Origin of the sequence: Acidovorax sacchari, assembly GCF_042847045.1 — a bacterium.
GTDB lineage: Bacteria > Pseudomonadota > Gammaproteobacteria > Burkholderiales > Burkholderiaceae_C > Paracidovorax > Paracidovorax sacchari.
The window spans coordinates 1,287,120-1,307,215 of record NZ_AP035783.1 but is presented as its reverse complement, the minus strand read 5'-3'; the positions used below and the strand labels follow the sequence as shown (position 1 = coordinate 1,307,215).

At 70.8% G+C, this 20,096-nt stretch carries 17 protein-coding genes; 10 read left to right on the top strand and 7 right to left on the bottom strand.

Translation table 11 applies throughout. The features are described 5' to 3' along the window. Positions 1 to 10: 10 nt before the first annotated feature. Complete coding sequence (locus ACGHC0_RS05855) at positions 11 to 805, bottom strand: IclR family transcriptional regulator (protein ID WP_415267672.1); 795 nt, start codon at positions 803 to 805, stop codon at positions 11 to 13. Between the two features lie 208 nt (positions 806 to 1,013). Between ACGHC0_RS05855 and ACGHC0_RS05850 the strand changes: the two genes are divergently transcribed. The 8 genes from ACGHC0_RS05850 to ACGHC0_RS05815 all read left to right on the top strand — a co-directional run bounded on the left by ACGHC0_RS05850 (position 1,014) and on the right by ACGHC0_RS05815 (position 9,224). Further along, positions 1,014 to 1,784, top strand: a complete 771-nt coding sequence (locus tag ACGHC0_RS05850) for an ABC transporter substrate-binding protein (RefSeq protein ID WP_415267671.1) — start codon at positions 1,014 to 1,016, stop codon at positions 1,782 to 1,784. 5 nt (positions 1,785 to 1,789) lie between these two features. After that, complete coding sequence (locus ACGHC0_RS05845; protein ID WP_415267670.1) at positions 1,790 to 2,452, top strand: amino acid ABC transporter permease; 663 nt, start codon at positions 1,790 to 1,792, stop codon at positions 2,450 to 2,452. Next, the gene (locus ACGHC0_RS05840) at positions 2,449 to 3,195 is read left to right on the top strand and encodes an amino acid ABC transporter ATP-binding protein (protein WP_415267669.1); all 747 of its coding nucleotides are present in this window, start codon (positions 2,449 to 2,451) and stop codon (positions 3,193 to 3,195) included. The genes ACGHC0_RS05845 and ACGHC0_RS05840 overlap by 4 nt, the downstream gene beginning before the upstream one ends. Beyond that, entirely contained in the window at positions 3,192 to 4,502 is a 1,311-nt protein-coding gene (locus ACGHC0_RS05835) for an NAD(P)/FAD-dependent oxidoreductase (RefSeq protein ID WP_415267668.1), read from the top strand. Before ACGHC0_RS05840 ends, ACGHC0_RS05835 begins: the two co-directional genes overlap by 4 nt. 110 nt (positions 4,503 to 4,612) lie before the next feature. Further along, a complete protein-coding gene (locus ACGHC0_RS05830) occupies positions 4,613 to 5,539 on the top strand; it encodes a LysR family transcriptional regulator (protein ID WP_368354399.1) in 927 nt (308 codons plus the stop codon). A gap of 216 nt (positions 5,540 to 5,755) precedes the next feature. Then, complete coding sequence (locus ACGHC0_RS05825; RefSeq protein WP_415267667.1) at positions 5,756 to 6,706, top strand: N-carbamoyl-D-amino-acid hydrolase; 951 nt, start codon at positions 5,756 to 5,758, stop codon at positions 6,704 to 6,706. 53 nt (positions 6,707 to 6,759) lie between these two features. Next, positions 6,760 to 7,743, top strand: a complete 984-nt coding sequence (locus ACGHC0_RS05820) for a Bug family tripartite tricarboxylate transporter substrate binding protein (protein ID WP_415268386.1) — start codon at positions 6,760 to 6,762, stop codon at positions 7,741 to 7,743. Then, positions 7,743 to 9,224 (top strand): N-acyl-D-amino-acid deacylase family protein, encoded by a 1,482-nt coding sequence (locus ACGHC0_RS05815; RefSeq protein ID WP_415267666.1) that lies wholly within the window; start codon positions 7,743 to 7,745, stop codon positions 9,222 to 9,224. The genes ACGHC0_RS05820 and ACGHC0_RS05815 overlap by 1 nt, the downstream gene beginning before the upstream one ends. Before the next feature lie 54 nt (positions 9,225 to 9,278). On the opposite strand, the gene ACGHC0_RS05810 is transcribed toward ACGHC0_RS05815, so the two are convergent. The 4 genes from ACGHC0_RS05810 to ACGHC0_RS05795 all read right to left on the bottom strand — a co-directional run bounded on the left by ACGHC0_RS05810 (position 9,279) and on the right by ACGHC0_RS05795 (position 14,116). Beyond that, positions 9,279 to 10,445: a BMP family ABC transporter substrate-binding protein gene (locus ACGHC0_RS05810; RefSeq protein ID WP_415267665.1), complete on the bottom strand. Its 1,167-nt coding sequence runs from the start codon at positions 10,443 to 10,445 to the stop codon at positions 9,279 to 9,281. 86 nt (positions 10,446 to 10,531) lie between these two features. Next, on the bottom strand, positions 10,532 to 11,452 hold the full coding sequence (locus ACGHC0_RS05805; protein WP_013593596.1) for an ABC transporter permease: 921 nt from the start codon (positions 11,450 to 11,452) through the stop codon (positions 10,532 to 10,534). Beyond that, positions 11,452 to 12,531: an ABC transporter permease gene (locus ACGHC0_RS05800; protein ID WP_368354395.1), complete on the bottom strand. Its 1,080-nt coding sequence runs from the start codon at positions 12,529 to 12,531 to the stop codon at positions 11,452 to 11,454. The genes ACGHC0_RS05805 and ACGHC0_RS05800 overlap by 1 nt, the downstream gene beginning before the upstream one ends. Beyond that, positions 12,518 to 14,116, bottom strand: a complete 1,599-nt coding sequence (locus ACGHC0_RS05795; protein WP_415267664.1) for an ABC transporter ATP-binding protein — start codon at positions 14,114 to 14,116, stop codon at positions 12,518 to 12,520. The genes ACGHC0_RS05800 and ACGHC0_RS05795 overlap by 14 nt, the downstream gene beginning before the upstream one ends. 787 nt (positions 14,117 to 14,903) lie before the next feature. Here ACGHC0_RS05795 and xdhA point away from each other — a divergent pair. Next, a complete protein-coding gene (xdhA, locus tag ACGHC0_RS05790) occupies positions 14,904 to 16,433 on the top strand; it encodes a xanthine dehydrogenase small subunit (protein ID WP_415268385.1) in 1,530 nt (509 codons plus the stop codon). After that, positions 16,430 to 18,901 (top strand): xanthine dehydrogenase molybdopterin binding subunit, encoded by a 2,472-nt coding sequence (gene xdhB, locus ACGHC0_RS05785; protein ID WP_415267663.1) that lies wholly within the window; start codon positions 16,430 to 16,432, stop codon positions 18,899 to 18,901. The genes xdhA and xdhB overlap by 4 nt, the downstream gene beginning before the upstream one ends. 15 nt (positions 18,902 to 18,916) lie before the next feature. Here the strand turns inward: xdhB and ACGHC0_RS05780 are convergent, their stop codons facing one another. Both ACGHC0_RS05780 and ACGHC0_RS05775 read right to left on the bottom strand, forming a co-directional pair. Next, positions 18,917 to 19,228 carry a hypothetical protein gene (locus ACGHC0_RS05780; protein WP_368354390.1) on the bottom strand — a complete coding sequence of 104 codons (312 nt, stop codon included), beginning with the start codon at positions 19,226 to 19,228 and terminating at the stop codon, positions 18,917 to 18,919. Beyond that, entirely contained in the window at positions 19,212 to 19,853 is a 642-nt protein-coding gene (locus tag ACGHC0_RS05775) for a hypothetical protein (protein ID WP_415268384.1), read from the bottom strand. Before ACGHC0_RS05775 ends, ACGHC0_RS05780 begins: the two co-directional genes overlap by 17 nt. Positions 19,854 to 20,096 lie beyond the last annotated feature (243 nt).

Here is a 20,096-nt window from a genome sequence, read left to right as displayed (position 1 = left end):
GAATGAATTGTCAGGCCAGCGCGCGCACGGAATTGCTCAGCGACCGCGCGCAGGCGATCAGGGCGGGCGCGAGGCGCCTCTCGGCCTCCTCGGGCGTCCAGCGGCTGGTGGGTGCCACGACGTGCACCGCCGCCACGGGCCGGCCGCGCCCGCCGACGACCGGTGCCGCCAGGGTCATGTCGCCCAGGAACAGCTCTTCGCGGTTGACCGCGTAGCCGCGCTGCCGGGCGAGCTGGAGCTGCTCCAGGATGGCGGATTCGTCGGTCAGCGTGTGGCGGGTGTGCGCCACGCGCTCGCCCTGCCGGATGAGCGCCAGCGCCTCGGCGTCCGGCAATGCGCCCAGGAAGGCCCGCCCCGAAGCGGTGCAGTACATGGGTATGCGGCTGCCGATGGGCATGTGCACCGGAACGAACTGGGCGCTGACGAAGCGCGCCACATAGACCATCTCCGCGCCATCGGCCTCGGTGAGGCAGGAGGTTTCCGTGGTGACGTTGGTGAGTTCGGACAGAAACGGATTGGCCAGGTCGATGAGCGGGTTGCCGGCCAGGTAGTTGAACCCGATGCGCAGCACGCGCGGCGTGAGTTCGTAGCGCCGCGTCTGCGGATGCTTGCGCACGTAGCCCAGCTGCTCGAGCGTATAGACCATGCGCTGCGCAGAACTGCGGTTGATGCCCGCCGCCTCGGCGACCTCGGCGAAGGTCATGCCCCGGCGCTGGGCACCGAAGGCGCACAGCACGTCCAGCCCTTTCTCCAGGGACTGGTTGAACAGGCGGCTGACGTCATCTTCGGAAGGGGTGGAAACCATGGTGGCCAGTATAGCCTCGCCGCCTTGAAAAATCGCATATCGATTTGCTTTTGGCGACTAGTAGTTTTTACCAATTTCAAATCGCCCATCATGAATCGATGATGGCACCGATCTTGCACTTCACCGCGACGTGCGGACCGGCACGCCCCAATGGCGTGCACGGCGCACATCCGTGGTCCATCCCGCCTTTCGTTCAAGGAGCCCCTGCATGCGTCCCCTCATCCGCCGCCTCCGCCACCTCACGTCCGGCCTGCTGGCCGCTGCCGCCGTCACGGCCGCCTGCGCACAGGGTGCCGCGCCCGCGAGCTACAACGTCGGCGCGACCGCCACCGGCATTCCCTTCACGTTCCTCGACATCAAGACCAACACCATCCAGGGCATGATGGTGGACACCGTGCAGGCGGTGGCGAAAGCCGGCGGCTTCACCGTGAACGTGCAGCAGACCGTGTTCTCGGCGCTGATTCCCTCGCTCACCGCGGGCAAGATCGACATCGTCTCGGCCGCCATGCTGAAGACGCCCGCGCGCCAGCAGGTGGTGGACTTCAGCGATCCGGTGTATTCCTACGGCGAGGGCCTGATCGTCAAGGCCGACGACGCCCGCGCCTACGCCTCGCTGGACGACCTCAAGGGCGAGGTGGTGGGCGCGCAGGTGGGCACCGTGTTCCTCGACATGCTGCAGAAGAAAGGCATCTTCAAGGAAGTGCGCAGCTACGACTCGGTGGCCGACCTGACGCGCGACCTGGCCCTGGGCCGCATCAAGGCGGGCCTGGCGGACCAGCCCATCCTGGCCTACCAGATCCGCCAGAACACCTTCCAGGGCGTGAAGCTGGCCGAAGGCTACAAGCCGTCGAACGTGGGCGACGTGTGCCTGGTGGTGCGCAAGGGCGATGCCGAGACGCTGCAGCGCCTGAACAAGGCGATCGCAGCCGTCAAGGCCGACGGTACGCTCTCCCAGATCACGAAGAAGTGGGGTATCTGAGCCCCATGTCCCATTTTCTCCAGCATGCGCGCGACTTCCTGCCCATCCTGCTGCAGGGCGCGGTGGTCACGGTGCAGGTCACCGTGCTCGCCTTCCTGCTGAGCAGCGCGATCGGGCTGGTGCTCGCGCTCGGCAAGCTCTCGCCGGTGCGGGCGGTGTCGTTCACGGCATACACGCTCATCAACGTGATCCGCGGGCTGCCGATCATCGTGCAGCTGTTCTACATCTACTTCGTGCTGCCGGATTTCGGCGTGCAGCTCACGGCGTTCCAGGCCGGCGTGATCGGGCTGGGCATCGCGTATTCCGCCTACCAGGCGGAGAACTTCCGCGCCGGCATCGAGGCGGTGGACCCGGGCCAGCGCGAGGCGGCGCTGGCCATGGGCATGCGCCCCGCCCTGCTGATGCGGCGGGTGATCCTGCCGCAGGCCTTCCGCATCGCGCTGCCGCCCTACGGCAATACGCTGGTGATGATGCTGAAGGACTCGTCGCTGGTCTCCACCATCACGGTGGCCGAGATGACGCGCGCGGGCCAGCTCATCGCCTCGTCCACCTTCCAGAACATGACCGTCTATACCCTGGTGGCGCTGCTCTACCTTGCGATGAGCCTGCCCCTGGTGGCCTGCCTGCGGCGCCTGGAGCGCCGGCTGGGCGCGGGGAGCCGCCGATGATCGAGATCGAAGGCCTGCAGAAATCCTACGGCGCGCACCGCGTGCTGCAGGGCGTGAGCCTGCGCGTGGCGCGCGGCGAGGTGGTCTGCCTCATCGGGCCCTCGGGCTCGGGAAAATCCACCGTGCTGCGCTGCATCAACGGACTGGAGTCCTACCAGGGCGGCGAGGTGCGCGCCTTCGGCGAGCGCGTGGACCAGCGCGGCGCCGGCATCCACCTGCTGCGCCGCCGCATGGGCATGGTGTTCCAGCGCTTCAACCTCTTTCCCCACCGCACCGCGCTGGAGAACGTGATGGAAGGCCCCGTGCATGTGCTGGGCGTGCCCGCCACCCAGGCGCGCTCCGAGGCGCTGGCGCTGCTGGAGAAAGTGGGCCTGGCCGACAAGGGCGGGCACTACCCCGCGCAACTCTCGGGCGGGCAGCAGCAGCGCGTGGCGATCGCACGGGCCCTGGCGCTCAAGCCGGAGGCCATGCTGTTCGACGAGCCGACCTCCGCGCTGGATCCGGAACTGGTGGGCGACGTGCTCGGCGTGATGCGCACGCTGGCGGATGAAGGCATGACGATGGTGGTGGTGACGCACGAGATGGGGTTCGCGCGCGAGGTGGCCGACCGCGTGTGCTTCCTGCACGGCGGCACCATCGTGGAAGAAGGCCCTGCGGCACAGGTGCTGGGCGCGCCCAGGCATGCGCGCACGCAGGACTTCCTGCGCCGGGTGCTGCATGCGCCCGGCGGGAGCGCGGCATGAGCGGCGGCGCTTCGGTGCGCCCCGTCGGCACGCATCCCGGTGCGGATTCGCTCTGGGCCGCCACCGCGCCGCCCGCGCCCGATGCCCCCCCGCTGCAGGGCCGGCAGACGGCGGACGTGCTGGTGGTGGGCGCGGGCTACACGGGCCTCTCGACCGCGCTGCACCTGGCCGCCATCGGCGCGCGCGTGTGCGTGCTGGATGCGCACGGCATCGGCTGGGGCGCCTCGGGCCGCAACGGCGGGCAGGTCAACCCCAGCCTCAAGCACGACCCGGACGAGCTGGTGCGCATCTACGGCGCCGCCCGCGCGGAGCCTCTGATCCAGGCCGTGTCCGGATCGGCGGACCTGGTGTTCGAGCTCATCGCGCGCCACGGCATCGATTGCGCGCCGGTGCGCGCGGGCTGGCTGCAGGTGGGCTACACCGACCAGGCGGTGGCGGGCATGCACGCGCGCGCCCGGCAATGGGAGCGCCACGGCGTGCGCACCGCGATGCTGGACCGCGCCCAGGCGGCCGCGCGCATCGGCAGCCCGGCCTTCGCGGGCGGCTGGTGGGACGGGCGCGCGGGGGCCGTGCAGCCGCTGGCCTATGCGCGCGGGCTGGCGCGCGCGTCGCAGGCCCTGGGCGTGCAGTTGCACGGCGGCTCGCCGGTGGCGAAGCTCGAGCGCCAGGGCGCGCGCTGGGTGGCCACCACGGCCGCGGGCCACGGCGTGGAGGCCGGCCAGGTCGTGCTGGCCACCAACGGTTATACCGACGGCCTGTGGCCGGGCCTCGCCCGGACGGTGCTGGCGGCCAACAGCTTCATCGTTGCCACGCAGCCGCTCGGGGCGCGCGGCGATGCGATCCTGCCGGGCGGAGAGACCGGCTCCACCTCGCAGCGGCTGCTGCTGTATTTCCGCAAGGATGCGCAGGGCCGGCTGCTGATGGGCGGGCGCGGCCACTTCACGGACCCCGCGGGTGCGGCGGATTTCGCGCACCTGGAGCGGGCCACGGCGCTCATGTTCCCGGACCTGGGCCGGCTGGAGTATGCGTACCGCTGGGCCGGCCGCATCGCGGTCACACGCGACTTCATGCCCCACCTGCACCAGCCCGCGCCCGGCGTCACCCTGGCGCTCGGCTACAACGGCCGCGGCGTGGCACTCGCCACGAGCATGGGGCGGGAGGTGGCGGCCCTGGTGGGTGGCGGCGCGCCGGAGCGCTGTCCCTACCCCGTCACGCCCATCCAGCCCATCCCCCTGCACGGACTGCAGCGGTTCTACGTGGCGGCGGGCGTGGCGTGGTACAGCCTGCTGGACCGGCTGAATACCTGAGCCCGCGGCCGCTCCGGCGGCCCGGCTCCCGCCCCCGCTGCAGGCACCGCGTTCCGCACCATGGCAGCGCGCGGCCGGCACGCGGGGCGCGCACGCCGCAGAATCGGGCCATGAATCTGCGACAGATCGAAGCCTTCCGGGCCGTGATGGTGACCGGGTCCGTCAGCGGGGCGGCGCGCCTGCTCCACGTGTCCGTGCCCGCCATCAGCCGGTTGCTGTCGCATACCGAGAGCCGGCTGGGCTTCGCGCTGTTCGAGCGCGTCAAGGGGCGGCTGCATCCCACGGCAGAGGCCCGGCGGCTGTACGTGGAGGTCGAGCAGGTGCACGGCGGCGTGCAGCGCATCGGCAGCCTGACGCGGGAGCTGGCCGTGCGGCGCCGGGGCTTCGTGAGCATTCTGTCGAGCCCCAGCCTCGGGCAGATGATCGTGCCGCTGGCGATCGCCCAGCTGCGCACGGCGCTGCCGGACGTGCAGGTGCATTTCCACTGCCTCACGCACGAGGCGCTGAAAGCGCGCATCCTCCAGCAGCGGGCCGACCTGGGCATTTCCACGTTCCCGGTGGACCACCCGAACCTGGCGACGCGGCCGCTGGCCAGCAGCCGGCTCATGTTGATCTGCCCGCGCAGCCATCCGCTCGCCGCCTGCGAGGAAGTAGGCACGGAAGAGCTGTTGCCGCACGAGTTCATCGGCTATCCGCACGGCTCGCCGCTGGGCCTGCGCATCGACCAGATGTTCGCGGCCTGCGATGCGACGCCGCGCTTCAGCGTCGAAGTCACCTCGCCCCAGTACGCCTGCGCGCTGGTACATGCGGGCGCGGGGGCCGCGCTGGTGGACGAGTATTCGCTGCAGGGCTGGCTGGAGTCGCGCTTCAGGGTGATCCCCGTGCGGGGCGCGCAGCCCATCGTGGCCGACCTCGTGCACCTGCAGAGCGAACCGCTCTCGCCCGCGGCCCACGCGCTGCTGCGCGCGCTGCACAGCGTGCTGCTGCAGTGCGGCCTGGCACTGCCTTTTCCGGACGAGGGCGGCGCGCCCGGTTGAAGTCCGCCGCGTGGTGCGGGCCGCACCGCACCATGGTGGCGTGCGGGCGGGTTTTTACGCTCCCCGCCGGTGCATGGCCCGCCCGTGCGCACCGCGAGGATGCGAAGGTTTAACACCCGGTTAAACCTGGGCCACAAAGCGTCATTCGACGCTCCGGACGCCGCTTCGAATAATCGGTTGCATCACCCCTGCTGCAACGAAGAGAAGAAGGTTTCCATGACATCGCGCCCCGCCCCTGCCCGCCGTTTCCTCGACCTGGCCGTCGCCCAGATGGGCCCCGTCCACCTGGCCGACAGCCGGCCCTCGGTCGTGGCGCGCCTGGTCGCGATGCTGCGCGAGGCGCACGGCCGCGGCGCGCGATTCGTGGTGTTTCCCGAACTGGCGCTGACCACGTTCTTCCCGCGCTACTGGATGCCGGAAGCGGAGGCGCACGAGCGCTTCTTCGAGCGCAGCCTGCCCGGGCCCGAGACGCAGCCGCTGTTCGACGAGGCGCGCCGGCTCGGCGTGGGCTTCTACCTCGGGTATGCGGAACTGACCGCCGAGGGGCGCGGCTTCAATTCGGCCGTGATCGTCGGGCAGGACGGCGCCATCCGGGGCCGCTACCGCAAGATCCACCTGCCCGGCCACGCGGACCACAAGCCCGAGGCGCCCTTCCAGCACCTGGAGAAGAAGTTCTTCGACGTGGGAGACCTGGGCTTCCGCGCTTTCGACACCGACGGCGTGCGCATGGGCATGTGCCTGTGCAACGACCGCCGCTGGCCCGAAACCTACCGCGTGATGGCGCTGCAGGGCGCGGAGGTGGTGGTGCTCGGCTACAACACGCCCTCGGTCAACATCCACTGGGACGAGCCGGCCCACCTGCGCACCACCACGCACCTCATCTCCCTGCAGGCCAACGCCTACCAGAACGGCATCTGGGTGGCCGCGGCCGCCAAGTGCGGGTCCGAGGACGGGCACCACATGATCGGCAGCTCGGTCATCGTCGCGCCCAGCGGCGAGATCGTCGCGCGCACCACCAGCGAAGAGGACGAGGTGATCTGCGTGCGCGCCGACCTGTCGCTCGGCGAGCACTTCCGCGAGCACGTCTTCAATTTCGCGAAGCACCGCCGCCCCGAGCACTACCGCCTGATCGTCGAGCGCACTGGCGCGGGCGATCCACTCCCCTGAGCCAGCGAAGCCGCTGAACCGCCCCACCCGCCCCTCTGAGAAAGCCCACCATGATGCACCGCATGCTGTCCCGCACCCTCGCGCTCCTCGCCTCGGCCGCCTGCCTGTCGGCGGCCTCCCTGCCCGCGCAGGCCGCGTGGCCCGAGAAGCCCATCACCTTCGTCGTGCCCTCGGCCGCCGGCGGCTCGCCCGACGTGCTGTCGCGGCTCGTGACCAGCGAACTCTCCAAGACGCTGGGCGTGCCGGTGGTGATCGACAACCGGCCCGGCGCCGCCGGCAACATCGGCATCATGCAGATCAAGAGCCGGCCGGCGGACGGCTACACCATCGGCTACGGCAACGTGAACACGCTGGCCGTGAACCGCACCCTGTTCAGGAAACTGCCCTACGACGTGGACCGCGACCTGGTGCCGGTGGCCCACGCGTTCGACCTCTACAACGTGCTGATCGTCCCCAAGGAATCGCCCATCCAGGATGTGGCCGGCCTGGTCGCCGCAGCACGCAAGGCGCCCGGCAAGCTGTCGTTCGGCGCTCCCGGCGTGGGCACCACCGGCCACATGGGCGGCGAGCTGTTCCGCAGCATGGCCGGCATCGACGTGCTCTTCGTGCCTTACAACGGCGGCCCGGCCGCGCTGCAGGACCTGATGGGCGGGCGCATCGACTACCTGTTCGCCAACTCGTCCGAAGTCGGCCCGCTCGTGGCTGCCGGCAAGGTGCGCGCGCTGGCCGTGAGCAGCGCGAAGCGCATCGCCCTGCTGCCCAACGTGCCCACGCTGGACGAGTCCGGCGTGAAGGGCTACGAGACGGTGGCCTGGGGCGGCGTGGTCGCGCCGCACGGCACGCCGCCCGAGATCGTCGCCAAGCTGAATGCCGCGATCAACGCCGCGCTGGCCACGCCCGCCGTGCGCGAAGGGCTGGCCAAGCTCGGCGCCGTTCCCGCCGGCGGCACGCCCGCCGACTTCCAGCGCACCATCGACCGCGAGACGAAGCGCTGGGGCGAGCTGATCGAGCGCAACAAGATCGAGAAGCTCGACTGATGGCCGGGTCCGCCATCATCCCGGGCACCGCTGCGGCAGCCCCGGACGCACGCCTGCTGCTGCGCGGCGGCCTGCTCATCGACGGTAGCGGCGCGGAGCCGCGCCCCGCCGACCTGCTGGTCGAGGGCGAGACGATCGCCGCCGTGCTGGAACCGGGCACCGGCGCGGCCGGCCCGCACACGGTGATCGACATCGCCGGCCGGGTCATCGCGCCCGGCTTCATCGATTCGCACACCCACGACGACGGCTACCTGCTGGCCCACCCCGAGATGGTGCCCAAGGTGTCGCAGGGCGTGACCACGGTGGTGACCGGCAACTGCGGCATCAGCCTCGCGCCAGTGCCGCCCGGCCGCGCCCTGCCGCAGCCGCTCGACCTGCTCGGCCCGCCCGATCTCTTCCGCTACCCCGATTTCCATGCCTGGATGCAGGCGCTGCGCGATGCACCCGCCGCGGTCAACGTGATCCCCCTGGTGGGGCATGCCAGCCTGCGCGTGAGCGCGATGGACGACCTGCAGCGCCCCGCGACGGCGGAGGAATCCGCCCGCATGGCCGGCCTGCTGGAGGAAGCGCTGGAGGCCGGCGCGTTCGGCCTGTCCACCGGTACCTTCTACCCGCCCGCGCAGCACGCCACCACGCAGGAAATCATCGACATCGGCGAGGCCATGCGCTGCCGCGCCGGCATGGTGTATGCCACCCACCTGCGCGACGAATCCGACCGCATCGACGAAGCCATCGAGGAGGCGCTGGACATCGGCCGCGCCCTCGGCGCGCGCGTCGTGTTCTCGCACCACAAGCTGGCCGGCGAGCGCAACCACGGCCGCTCGGTGGAGACGCTCGCGCGCATCGACCGGGCCGGCCTGCTGCAGCCCGTGTGCCTCGATTGCCATCCCTATCCCGCCACCTCCACCATGCTGCGCCTGGACCGCGTGCGGCTGGCGCGCCGCACGCTCATCGCCTGGTCGCGCGGCGAGCCGTCCGCCCAGGGACGCGACTATGCGGACCTGCAGCGCGAATGGGGCCTGGACGACGACGCCATGCTGCAGCGGCTCGCGCCCGCGGGGGCGATCTATTTCCTGATGGACGAGCGCGACGTGGAGCGCATCCTCGCGCACCCGCGCACCATGGTCGGCTCCGACGGACTGCCCTTCGATCCGCATCCGCACCCGCGCCAGTGGGGCACCTTCACGCGGGTGCTCTCGCGGCTGGTGCGCAAACAGGGCCTGCTGACGCTGGAGGCGGCCATCCACAAGATGACGGGCCTCGCCGCGGAGAACTACGGCCTCGCCGACCGGGGGCTGCTGCGCGCCGGCTGGAAAGCGGATTTCGTGGTGTTCGACCCGGCCCAGGTGCAGGACGTGGCCACCTTCGACCAACCGGTGCAGGCCAGCCGCGGCATCGAGGGGGTGTGGGTCAACGGCCGGCGGGTCTGGGACGGCAGGGAGCCGACGGGGCAGCGGCCGGGTCGGGTGCTGGAGCGCTGACAAAAAAGGGCCGCCCATAGGCGGCCCTTTCGCCATCGGGGCGAACCCCGCGGATCACTTCTTGTCGCCGCCCGGCACCGTGCCTTCCACGCCCTTGACGTAGAAGTTGATGCCCGAGAGGAACTTGTCGTCGGCGACCACGTCCTTGGCGAGCAGTTCCTTGCCGTCCTGGCCGAGGATCGGTCCCTTCCAGATCGCGAACGAACCGTCCTTCAGGCCGGCCTTGACCTGGTCCACCTTGGCCTTGGTCTCGGCGGGAACGTCGTCGGCGATGGAGACGAGGTCGATCGCGCCTTCCTTCACGCCCCACCAGCTCTGGCCCGTGGCCCACTTGCCTTCCAGCACGTCGCGGGTGGCCTTGATGTAGTAAGGGCCCCAGTTGATGACGGCGGAACCCAGGTGGGCCTTGGGACCGTAGGCGGTCATGTCGGAATCCCAGCCGAAGGCGCGCTTGCCCTTTTCCTGGGCGGTCTTGAGCACCGCGGGCGAATCGGTGTTCTGGAACAGCACGTCGGCGCCGCCGTTGATCAGCGAGGTGGCGGCCTCGGTTTCCTTCGGCGGGCTGAACCATTCGTTCACCCACACCACCTTGGTCTTGATCTTCGGGTTGACCGACTGCGCGCCCAGCGTGAAGCTGTTGATGTTGCGGATCACCTCGGGGATCGGCACCGAGCCGACCACGCCCAGCGTGTTGGTCTTGGTCATGGCGCCCGCGATCACGCCGGCCATGTAGGCACCTTCGTAGGTGCGGCTGTCATATGTGCGCACGTTGGGCGCGGTCTTGTAGCCGGTGGCGTGCTCGAACTTCACGTCCGGGAAATCGGGGGCGATCTTCTGGATCGTCTCCATGTAGCCGAAGGTGGTGCCGAAGATCAGCTTGTTGCCCTGGCCGGCCATGTCGCGCAGCACGCGCTCGGCATCGGCCGATTCGGGCACGCTCTCGACGAAGCTGGTGACGACCTTGTCGCCGAATTCCTTCTCGATGGCCTTGCGGCCGTTGTCGTGCGCGAACGACCAGCCGCCGTCGCCCACCGGGCCGACATAGGCGAACGCGATCTTCAGCGGCTCGGCCTTGGCGGGGGCAGCGGGAACCGAGGCAGCGGGCGCGGACGCTGCCACCGGTGCCGGCTCGTCCTTCTTGCCGCAGCCCGAGAGCGCGGCGGCGGCCAGGGCGGAAAGCGCGGCGGCCTTCATCAGCGAGCGCTTGTGCAGATCGGTCATGTCGAATGTCCTTCCAGGGAAAACAGGTGAGAGAAGAAATCGGAAACGTTTGGAAACGGCAATGATGGCACGGCGCGGCGCCCCGGTCAGCCCCCGGGATGGAACGGCTTGCCCAGCGAGGCGGGCATGTTCGCGCGAATCCAGGCCGGATTGCGCGAGATCAGCGCCAGCACCACGATGGTTGCCACGTACGGCAGCATGCTCAGGAGCTGGCTGGCCACCTGCACGCCCGTGGCCTGCAGGTGGAACTGCAGCATCGTCACGCCGCCGAACAGATAGGCTCCAAGCAACACCCGTGCCGGGCGCCAGGTGGCGAAGGTGGTGAGCGCCAGCGCGATCCAGCCGCGGCCGGCCACCATGCCCTCGACCCAGAGCGGCGTATAGACCGTGGAGATGTAGGCGCCCGACAGGCCGCACAGCGCGCCGCCCGCCACCACCGCCGCGAGGCGGATGCGGCGCACCGGGTAGCCGAGCGCGTGGGCGGACTCGGGCGATTCGCCCACCGAGCGCAGCACCAGCCCCGCGCGAGAGCGGTAGAGGAACCAGGCCAGGCCCGCGGTGAGCGCCATCGCGCCGTACACCAGCGGATGCTGGCGGAACAGCGCCGGCCCGACCAGCGGCAGGTCGCCCAGCACCGGCAGCGCGTACTGCGGCAGCGTGGGCAGCTTGGCCTGCACGTACTGGATGCCGGCGAAGGCGGAGAAGCCCGCGCCGAACAGGCTGAGGGCCAGCCCCGTGGCGTACTGGTTGGTGTTGAGCCAGATGACCAGCACGCCGAAGACGGCGGCAAGCAGCGCCCCGGCGCCCATGCCGGCCGCGAAGCCCGCCCAGGTGCTGCCGGTGTGCACGGCCGTGGCGAAGCCCGCGATGGCGGCGCAGAGCATGATGCCCTCGGCGCCGAGGTTCACGATGCCCGCCTTCTCGTTGATGAGCAGCCCGAGCGCGGCGAGCGCCAGCACGGTGCCGGCGCTGAGCGTGGAGCCCAGCAGCAGTGCGTAGGCTTCCATCACGCGGCTCCTTTCCGGGCCGGCGCGCCGACCCAGCGCACGCGGTAGGCGATCAGCGTGTCGCAGGCCAGCAGCGTGAACAGCAGCAGGCCCTGGAACACGCCCGTGAGCGATTTCGGCAGCCCGAGGCGCGACTGGGCGAGCTCACCGCCGATGTAGAACATGCTCATGAGCAGCGCGGAGAACACCATGCCCACCGGATGCAGGCGCCCCACGAAGGCCACGATGATGGCCGCGAAGCCGTAGCCCGCCGGCACGTAGGGCGTGAGCTGGCCCAGGGGACCGGCCACTTCCAGCGCGCCCGCCAGGCCGGCCGCGCCGCCGGAGATGAGCAGCGCCGTCCACAGCGCACGGCGCGACGAGAAGCCGGCATAGCGCGCGGCGGCCGGGGCGAGCCCGCCCACCTGCTGGGCGAAGCCGGCCCGCGTGCGGAACAGGAACACCCACAGCGCCGCGGCGGCGGCCAGCGCGATCGGCAGGCCGATGGTCACGCGCGAGCCCTGCATCAGGCGCGGGATCTGCGTCACCCGCTCGAAGGTGCGGGTCTGCGGGAAGTTGTAGCCCATCGGGTCCTTCCACGGGCCATAGACGAGGTAGCCCAGCACCAGCGTGGCCACGTAGACCAGCATCAGGCTGACCAGGATCTCGTTGGCGTTGAAGCGGTCGCGCAGCAGCGCGGTGATGCCGGCCCAGCACATGCCGCCCAGCACGCCGGCCACCAGAATGGCCGGCACGATCCACGGCCCGGTGGTCTTGTCCGCCAGCAGCGCGATGCCGCCCGCGGCCACGGCGCCGATCACGAACTGGCCTTCCGCGCCGATGTTCCACACGTTGGAGCGGAAGCACACGGCCAGCCCCAGCGCGATCAGCAGCAGCGGCGTGGCCTTGACCATGAGCTCGCCGATCGCGTATTGCGTCTTGACCGGCTCCCAGAAGAACACCTGCAGGCCGCGCACCGGGTCCTTGCCCAGGGCGGCGAACAGCAGGACGCCGATCAGCACGGTGAAGGCCAGCGCGAGCAGCGGCGAGCCATAGGTCCACAGGCGCGAGGCCTGCGGACGCGGTTCAAGCTTGAGCATGCACGCCCTCCGGATGGTCTTCGCTGTCCCGTCGGCCCAGGGGCGCCTGCACGTCGGCGTTCCACAAGCCGCTCATCCATTCGCCGATGCGCTCCACCGTGGCGTCGGCCCGGTCGATGGAGGGCGACAGGTGCCCCTTGGCGATCACGTGCAGGCGGTCGGAGATCTCGAACAGCTCGTCCAGCTCCTCGCTCAGCACCAGCACCGCGCAGCCCGCGTCGCGCAGCGCCAGGATCTCGCCGCGGATCTGCGCGGCCGCGCCCACGTCCACGCCCCAGGTGGGCTGCGAGACGATCAGCAGCTTCGGGCCGGCGTCGATCTCGCGGCCCACGATGAATTTCTGCAGGTTGCCGCCGGAGAGCGACTTCGCCGCCGCCTGCGGGCCTCCGGCCTTCACCTGGAAGCGCTCGATGATGCGGCGCGCCTGCGCGGCCAGCGCGCCGGTGCGCACCCAGCCGCCCGAGCCGACGCAGTCGGAGCGCGTGAGCAGCAGGTTGTCGGCCAGGCCCATGGTGGGCACGGCGCCGCGGCCCAGGCGTTCCTCGGGCACGAAATGCAGGCCCAGCGCACGGCGTGCGCGCGGGCCCATGCGGCCCGCGGGGCGGCCCGCCACGCGCACCATGGCCGGTGCGGCGCGCGTGTCCTCTCCCGAGAGCGCGTAGAGCAGTTCCTTCTGGCCGTTGCCCGACACGCCGGCGATGCCGACCACCTCGCCGGCCCGCACGGAAAAGCCGATGTCGATCAGCTCCACGCCGAACGGGTCCTCCCGCTGCAGGCTGAGGCCTTCGACCTCCAGCACGGCGTCGCCCGTGCGCGCGGGCCGGTGCTGCAGGGCCGGCGGCTCCGCGCCGATCATGAGCCGCGACAGCGAGGCGTTCGACTCCTCGGAGGGATTGCACACGCCCGTCACCTTGCCGCCGCGCAGCACCGTGCACGCCGTGCACAGCGCGCGGATCTCGTGCAGCTTGTGGCTGATGTAGAGGATGCTGCAGCCCTCGGCGCTCAGCTGGCGCAGCACCACGAAAAGCTTTTCCACCGCCTGGGGCGTGAGCACCGACGTGGGCTCGTCCAGGATCAGCAGGCGCGGCGAGGTGAGCAGCGCGCGGATGATCTCCACCCGCTGCATCTCGCCCACCGACAGCGTGTGCACCGGGCGCAGCGGATCGATGTCCAGGCCGTATTGCGCCGCGGTGTCGCGGATGCGACGCGTGACCTCGGCCAGCGCCAGTCCCTTGTCCAGCCCCAGCCACACGTTCTCGGCCACCGTGAGGGTGTCGAACAGGCTGAAATGCTGGAACACCATGGCGATGCCCAGTTGGCGCGCCTCCTGCGGGTTGCGGATGGACACGGGCCGGCCGTCGAACCACACCGCGCCCTCGTCGGGCTTGACCGATCCGTAGATGATCTTCATCAGCGTGGACTTGCCGGCACCGTTCTCGCCGAGCACCGCGTGCACCTCGCCGGGCTGCACGGCGAGCGACACGCCGCTGTTGGCCACCACGGCCGGGTAGCGCTTGGTGATGCCCGACAACTGCAGGCGCGGCGGCGCACCGGTGGCAGCTGGCGGGGAGGGGGGAGCATTCATGCGGACGATTGTCTCTTGGATTGAATCGGGCGGCGCAGAAAGAAGAGCGCCCCACGGGACCATGCAAGCCCCGTGCCGTGCCGGTGCGCGGAACGCCCCTCCGGCGCCCTCTATCATCCTAAGAGTTCCTCCGGCCTTCATCCGGCCTTTCACCGACGACGCCATGGTTCCTTCTCCGTACCGCGGTGCCCTGGTGCACCGCTTCGTCCTGTGCTCGGCCCTGGGTGCCGTAGCCGTTCAAGCCGGCCCTGCTCCCGGCCCGGACCTGCCCCCTGCCCAGGCAGACCAGCGCCGCACGGAAGCCCGCGCCTACCCCCACGCGCTCGGCCCGGTCCAGGGCATCCGGATCCGCAGCACGCGCTACTTCGATGCCGACAACCGGCCCTGCGCCGCGCCGCCACCGAAGTCACGCGCGGTCACGCCCCGCCATGTGCGGACGTTCCTGCGCAAGGCCGTCCCGGTGTCGCAGATCGACGTGATGAACTATTACGGCGCCTTCGGCGAATGCATGAGCGACTGGGTGGACGTGTCGTTCGCCGATGGACGGCGCGTGCGGATGACCTTCGCGGCAGACAGCGGCGTGGCCTACCTTGCGCCCCTGGTGGACGGGAAGGAGGGCGAGGTGTATTTTCTACGTCTGCGAGGACTGCGGCCGCTAGCGGGAGTGCGGGCGCTGGCATCGAATTTGCGGTGGCAGGCGGCGCCGGGACCGGTTACGCTTCGAGTCCATGGCCCCCTTGCCCCCGTCCGGTTGCCGGACGCCGGGCCCGCCCCAGAAAGCCCGCGAATGAACGCTGCCTCCCGACCGATCCGCTTCCTCCGCCGCGGCCAGCCCGTGACGCTGGCCCATGTTCCGCCCGACCGCACGCTGCTGGAAGTGCTGCGCGAGGACCTGGGCGACTGCGGCACCAAGGAGGGCTGCGGCGAGGGCGACTGCGGCGCCTGCACCGTGGTGCTGGGCTCGGAGGAAGGGGGCCGGCTGCGCCTGCGGGCCGTGAACAGCTGCATCCGCCTCGCACACGCGATCGACGGCATGGCGCTGTGGACGGTGGAAGACCTCGCGCAGGATCCGCTCATCCAGCGCGACGCGCCCGCACCGCTGCATCCCGCGCAGGAAGCCATGGTGCAGTGCCACGGGTCGCAGTGCGGCTTCTGCACGCCGGGCTTCGTGATGAGCCTGTTCGGCATGTACCAGAACCATGTCTGCCAGGGCCGCGCCGTCACGCGCGAGATGGCCGTGGCGGAGCTTTCGGGCAACCTGTGCCGTTGCACCGGCTACCGCCCGATCCTGGACGCCGCCGTGCGGATGGCCGAACTGCCGGCCCAGCCGGTGGACGAAGGCGCGGTGCTGGAGCGGCTGCGGGAGCTGCGGAACCCGGTGGCGGCACCCCAGGACGGCACGCCCGGCTATCTGGCGCCGGAGACGCTCGCCGGACTGCTGGCAGCGCGTGCCGCGCATCCCGATGCACAAATCGTCGCGGGCACCACCGACGTGGGCCTGTGGATCACCAAGCAGCACCGCCGCTTCGAGCGCGTGCTGGACGTCACCCGGGCCGAGGAACTGCGGCGCATCGATGCCGCGGACGGCCACCTTTCCATCGGCGCGGCGGCCACGCTGGACGACGCCTTCGCCGCGCTGGCCGCGCACTGGCCGGCGCTGCGGCGCTTCGCCGAGCGCTTCGCCGGGCTGCCGGTGCGCAATGCGGGCACGCTGGGCGGCAACGTCGCCAACGGCTCCCCCATCGGCGATTCGATGCCGGTGCTGATCGCGCTCGGCGCGCGCATCGTGCTGGCCAGCGTGCGCGGCGAGCGCAGCCTGCCGCTGGAGGACTTCTATACGGGCTACCGCCGCAACCTGCTGGCTCCGGACGAGATCGTCGCGCGCATCGCCGTGCCCCTGCCCGCGCCGGGCGACCGGCTGGCCGCCTACAAGGTGTCCAAGCGCTTCGACGACGACATCTCCGCCGTCTGCCTGGCCGTGCTGCTCACGGTGCGGGACGGCGCCGTGCAATCGGCCCGCATCGGCGCGGGCGGCGTGGCCGCGGTGCCGGCGCGCGCACGCGGCGCCGAGGCGGCGCTCGCCGGCCAGCCCTGGAGCGAGGCGGCCGCGCTGCGCGCGGGCGAGGCCCTGCAGGCGGAGTTCACTCCCATATCCGACATGCGCGCCAGCGGTGCCTACCGGCGCGCCGTGCTGGCCTCGCTGATGCGGCGCTGCTGGCTGGAGAGCCCGGAGCATCCCGGAGGGCTTGGCGCCCTTACCGTATCGCTCGAACAGCTCGTGCCGGTGGCACAGGCGCAGGCGGAGGAACAGGCATGAACCGCCGCGACGACACCCTGCCCGCCAGCACCGCCCCCGAAGGACCCCTGAGCCGCGACGCGGATGCGGACCCGGTGGCCGTCCGCGCCGACGCGGAAGGCGCGGCCGGCCCGATGGCCGGCGAAGCCCCGCCGCCCGGCCTGGACGGCACGCCGCGCAGCGCACGCCGCGCCGTGGGCGCCTCCCCCATCCACGAAAGCGCCCGCGCCCAAGTGGCGGGCACGGCGCAGTACATCGACGACCTGCCCGAATGGAAGGGCACGCTGCACGCGGCGCCCATCCTCTCGCCCGTGGCGCACGGCCGCCTGCGCGGCGTGGATGCCGCGGCGGCCCGCGCCCTGGCCGGCGTGCGCGACGTCGTGCTGGCGGCCGACGTGCCGGGCGATCCGGTGCTCGCCGCCTTCGCGCACGACGAGCCGGTGTTCGCCCGGGACACGGTGCAGTTCGCGGGCCAGGTGGTCGGCCTCGTGCTGGCCGACACCGTGGCGCAGGCGCGGCGCGCCGCGCGGCGGGTCCAGCTGGACATCGAGGAACTGCCGCCCGTGCTTTCAGTGCACGAGGCGCTGGCACAGGAGAGCTACGTGCTGCCGCCCGTCACCGTGCGCCGCGGCGATGCGGCCGCGGCCCTGGCCGCGGCGCAGCACCGCCTGCAGGGCACGCTCGAAGTGGGCGGCCAGGAGCATTTCTACCTAGAAGGCCAGATCGCCTACGTCCTGCCGCAGGAGCAGGGCCAGTGGCAGGTGCATTCGAGCACCCAGCACCCGGGCGAGGTACAGCACTGGGTGGCGCACGCGCTGGGCATCGACAGCCACCGCGTCACCGTGTCCTGCCGCCGCATGGGCGGAGGCTTCGGCGGCAAGGAGACGCAGGCCGGTCACCTGGCCGTCTGGGCCGCCGTGGCCGCGCGCAAGGCCGGGCGCCCCGTGAAGCTGCGCCTGGACCGCGACGACGACTTCATGGTCACGGGCAAGCGCCACCCCTTCGCCTACGACTGGGACGTGGGCTTCGACAATGACGGCCGCATCCAGGGCCTGCGGCTGCGCATGGCCGTGAACTGCGGCTTCTCCGCAGACCTCTCCGGCCCGGTGGCCGACCGCGCCGTCTTCCATTGCGACAACGCGTACTTCCTCGAGAACGTGGAGATCGCCTCCTACCGCTGCAAGACGAATTTGCAGAGCCACACCGCGTTCCGCGGCTTCGGCGGGCCGCAGGGGGTGATCGCCATCGAGACCATCCTCGGCGACATCGCGCGCGCTCTCGGCCACGATCCGCTGGACGTGCGCATGGCCAACCTCTACGGGCTGGAGGACCGCAACGTCACGCACTACCAGATGGCCGTGGAAGACAACATCCTGCCCGACCTGCTGCCGCGGCTGGAGCAGTCCTCGCAGTACCGCCAGCGGCGCGAGGCCGTGGCGGCCTGGAACGCCCGCCACCCGACGCTCAAGCGCGGTGTGTCCATCACGCCGGTGAAGTTCGGCATCAGCTTCACGGCCACGCTCTTCAACCAGGCCGGCGCGCTGGTCCACGTCTATACCGACGGCAGCGTGCAGGTGAACCACGGCGGCACGGAGATGGGCCAGGGACTGCACACCAAGGTGGCGCAGATCGTGGCCGACGAACTCGGCGTACCACTGGACCGCGTGCTGGTCACCGCGAGCGACACCAGCAAGGTGCCCAATGCCAGCGCCACCGCGGCATCCAGCGGCACCGACCTCAACGGCCGGGCAGCGCAGTTCGCCGCGCGCCACGTGCGCGACAACCTCGCGGCCTTCGTCGCGGGCCTGGACCACTGCGGCGCGGGCGCGGTGCATTTCGAGAACGGCCGGATCACCTCGCCGACACGCACGCATGCGTGGCGCGACGTGGTGCAGGCCGCCTACGCCAACCGCATCCAGCTCTGGAGCGACGGCTTCTACCGCACGCCCAAGATCCACTACGACAAGACGACGCTCACCGGGCGCCCGTTCTACTACTTCGCCTACGGCGCGGCCTGCACCGAGGTGGCGATCGACACGCTCACCGGCGAGAGCCGCGTGCTGGCGGTGGACATCCTCCACGACGCGGGCCGCAGCATCAACCCCGCCATCGACATCGGCCAGATCGAAGGCGGCTTCGTGCAGGGCATGGGCTGGCTCACCACCGAGCAGCTCGTCTGGGACGGCCAGGGCCGGCTCGCCACGCACGCGCCCAGCACCTACAAGATCCCGGCCACGGGCGACATCCCGGCCCACTTCCGGGTGGACCTGTGGCACGAGGCCAACCGCGAGGACAACGTGGGCGGCAGCAAGGCCGTGGGCGAGCCGCCCTTCATGCTGGCCGTGAGCGTCTATGAAGCGCTGCGCGATGCCGTGGCAGCGGCGCACGCGGATGCATCGAAGGGCGTTTCGCCGGACGGGCCGGTGCGCCTGGTGGCGCCGGCCACCGCCGAGAACGTGCTGCGCGCGATCGGTGGCGTGGCGGACTGACCGGGGCGCGATCCCTCAGGGAGCCGCCGGGCCGGCGCGCCTTGCGGAACGCAGCTGCCAGGCCCGGGCCTCCGCCTCCCGGCCATGGATCTGCAAGTAGATGCCATAGGTCCGCTGCGCGGCGCTTTCGCCGCGCTCCGCACGCTCGCGCACCTGCATCAGGCACAGGCCATGCAGCGTGGCTGCTTCCTGCCGGGGGCAGGTGCGGGCACTGTCGATCCACCACCAGCCGGTCCACGCCCCGAACACCGACAGGAAGGTGATCAGGAACTTCGCGCCACTGCCGCACCGCAGCCACCACGCCGCCATGTCAGCGGTCCAGCGCATCCAGCTCGCGCGACAGCGCATCCAGGTCCACCTGGCGCACCGGCATGAACTCGCGGATCGTATCGGCGATGGGCGGTGGATGGGCGACATCCTGGGCGCACAGCGCCAAGTTCGACCGGATGGCCTGCCGCGTCGCCGGAGCGACGCGGTGGCCGGTGTCCCGGGCTGCACGCAGGTAGTGCCCCAGCGAGAGATGGGCGCACTGGGTGAGCAGCGGAATCTGCGCTGCGGCCTTGTCCAGGTCGAACGCACCGCAGCGCCGGTAGGTGTAGAGCTGCAGCAGCCGCAGGTGGGCATCGGGGCTGTCCGCCGCCACGCGCTGCATGATGGCCTCGACCGTGCGCGCCTCGAAGCCGGGTACGCGGTCGCAATAGCCGATCATGTTGTCGTGCAGCTCAACCCCTTTCCTGGCGCCGTGCATGGCGCGAAGCTGCCAGCCGTTCCCCTCCTGCTTCCGATCTTCCCCTTCCAGATAATTGCCGTAGATCCATTGGGCCAGCACCTCGCCCTGCTCGGCACTGTCACGGATCTGGATCAGGCAAATGCCACGCAACGTGAATTCGTCCTGGCGATCACAACGCGCGCTGTCGGCCCACCACCATGCCGTCCAGGCGCCTGCCAGCATGAGCAAGGCCAGGAGCGGCTTGGTGGTCAGAAAGTATCTCCTCCACCTAACAGGCTCTGCAGGCTCCTCCCGAAGCCAGTACGCAAGCGACATTCTTTTGATTCCTCCCCGTGGCGCACGCCCCGGCAGCGATGCTGCCGGCTCCCTGGAAGCGCCGGAACGGGCGCCCGGCATGCGGCACGCACTATGCCCGACGGAAGCACCATTGCCGATGCCGCAGCCGCCCGTGTTCCGAAGAACAGA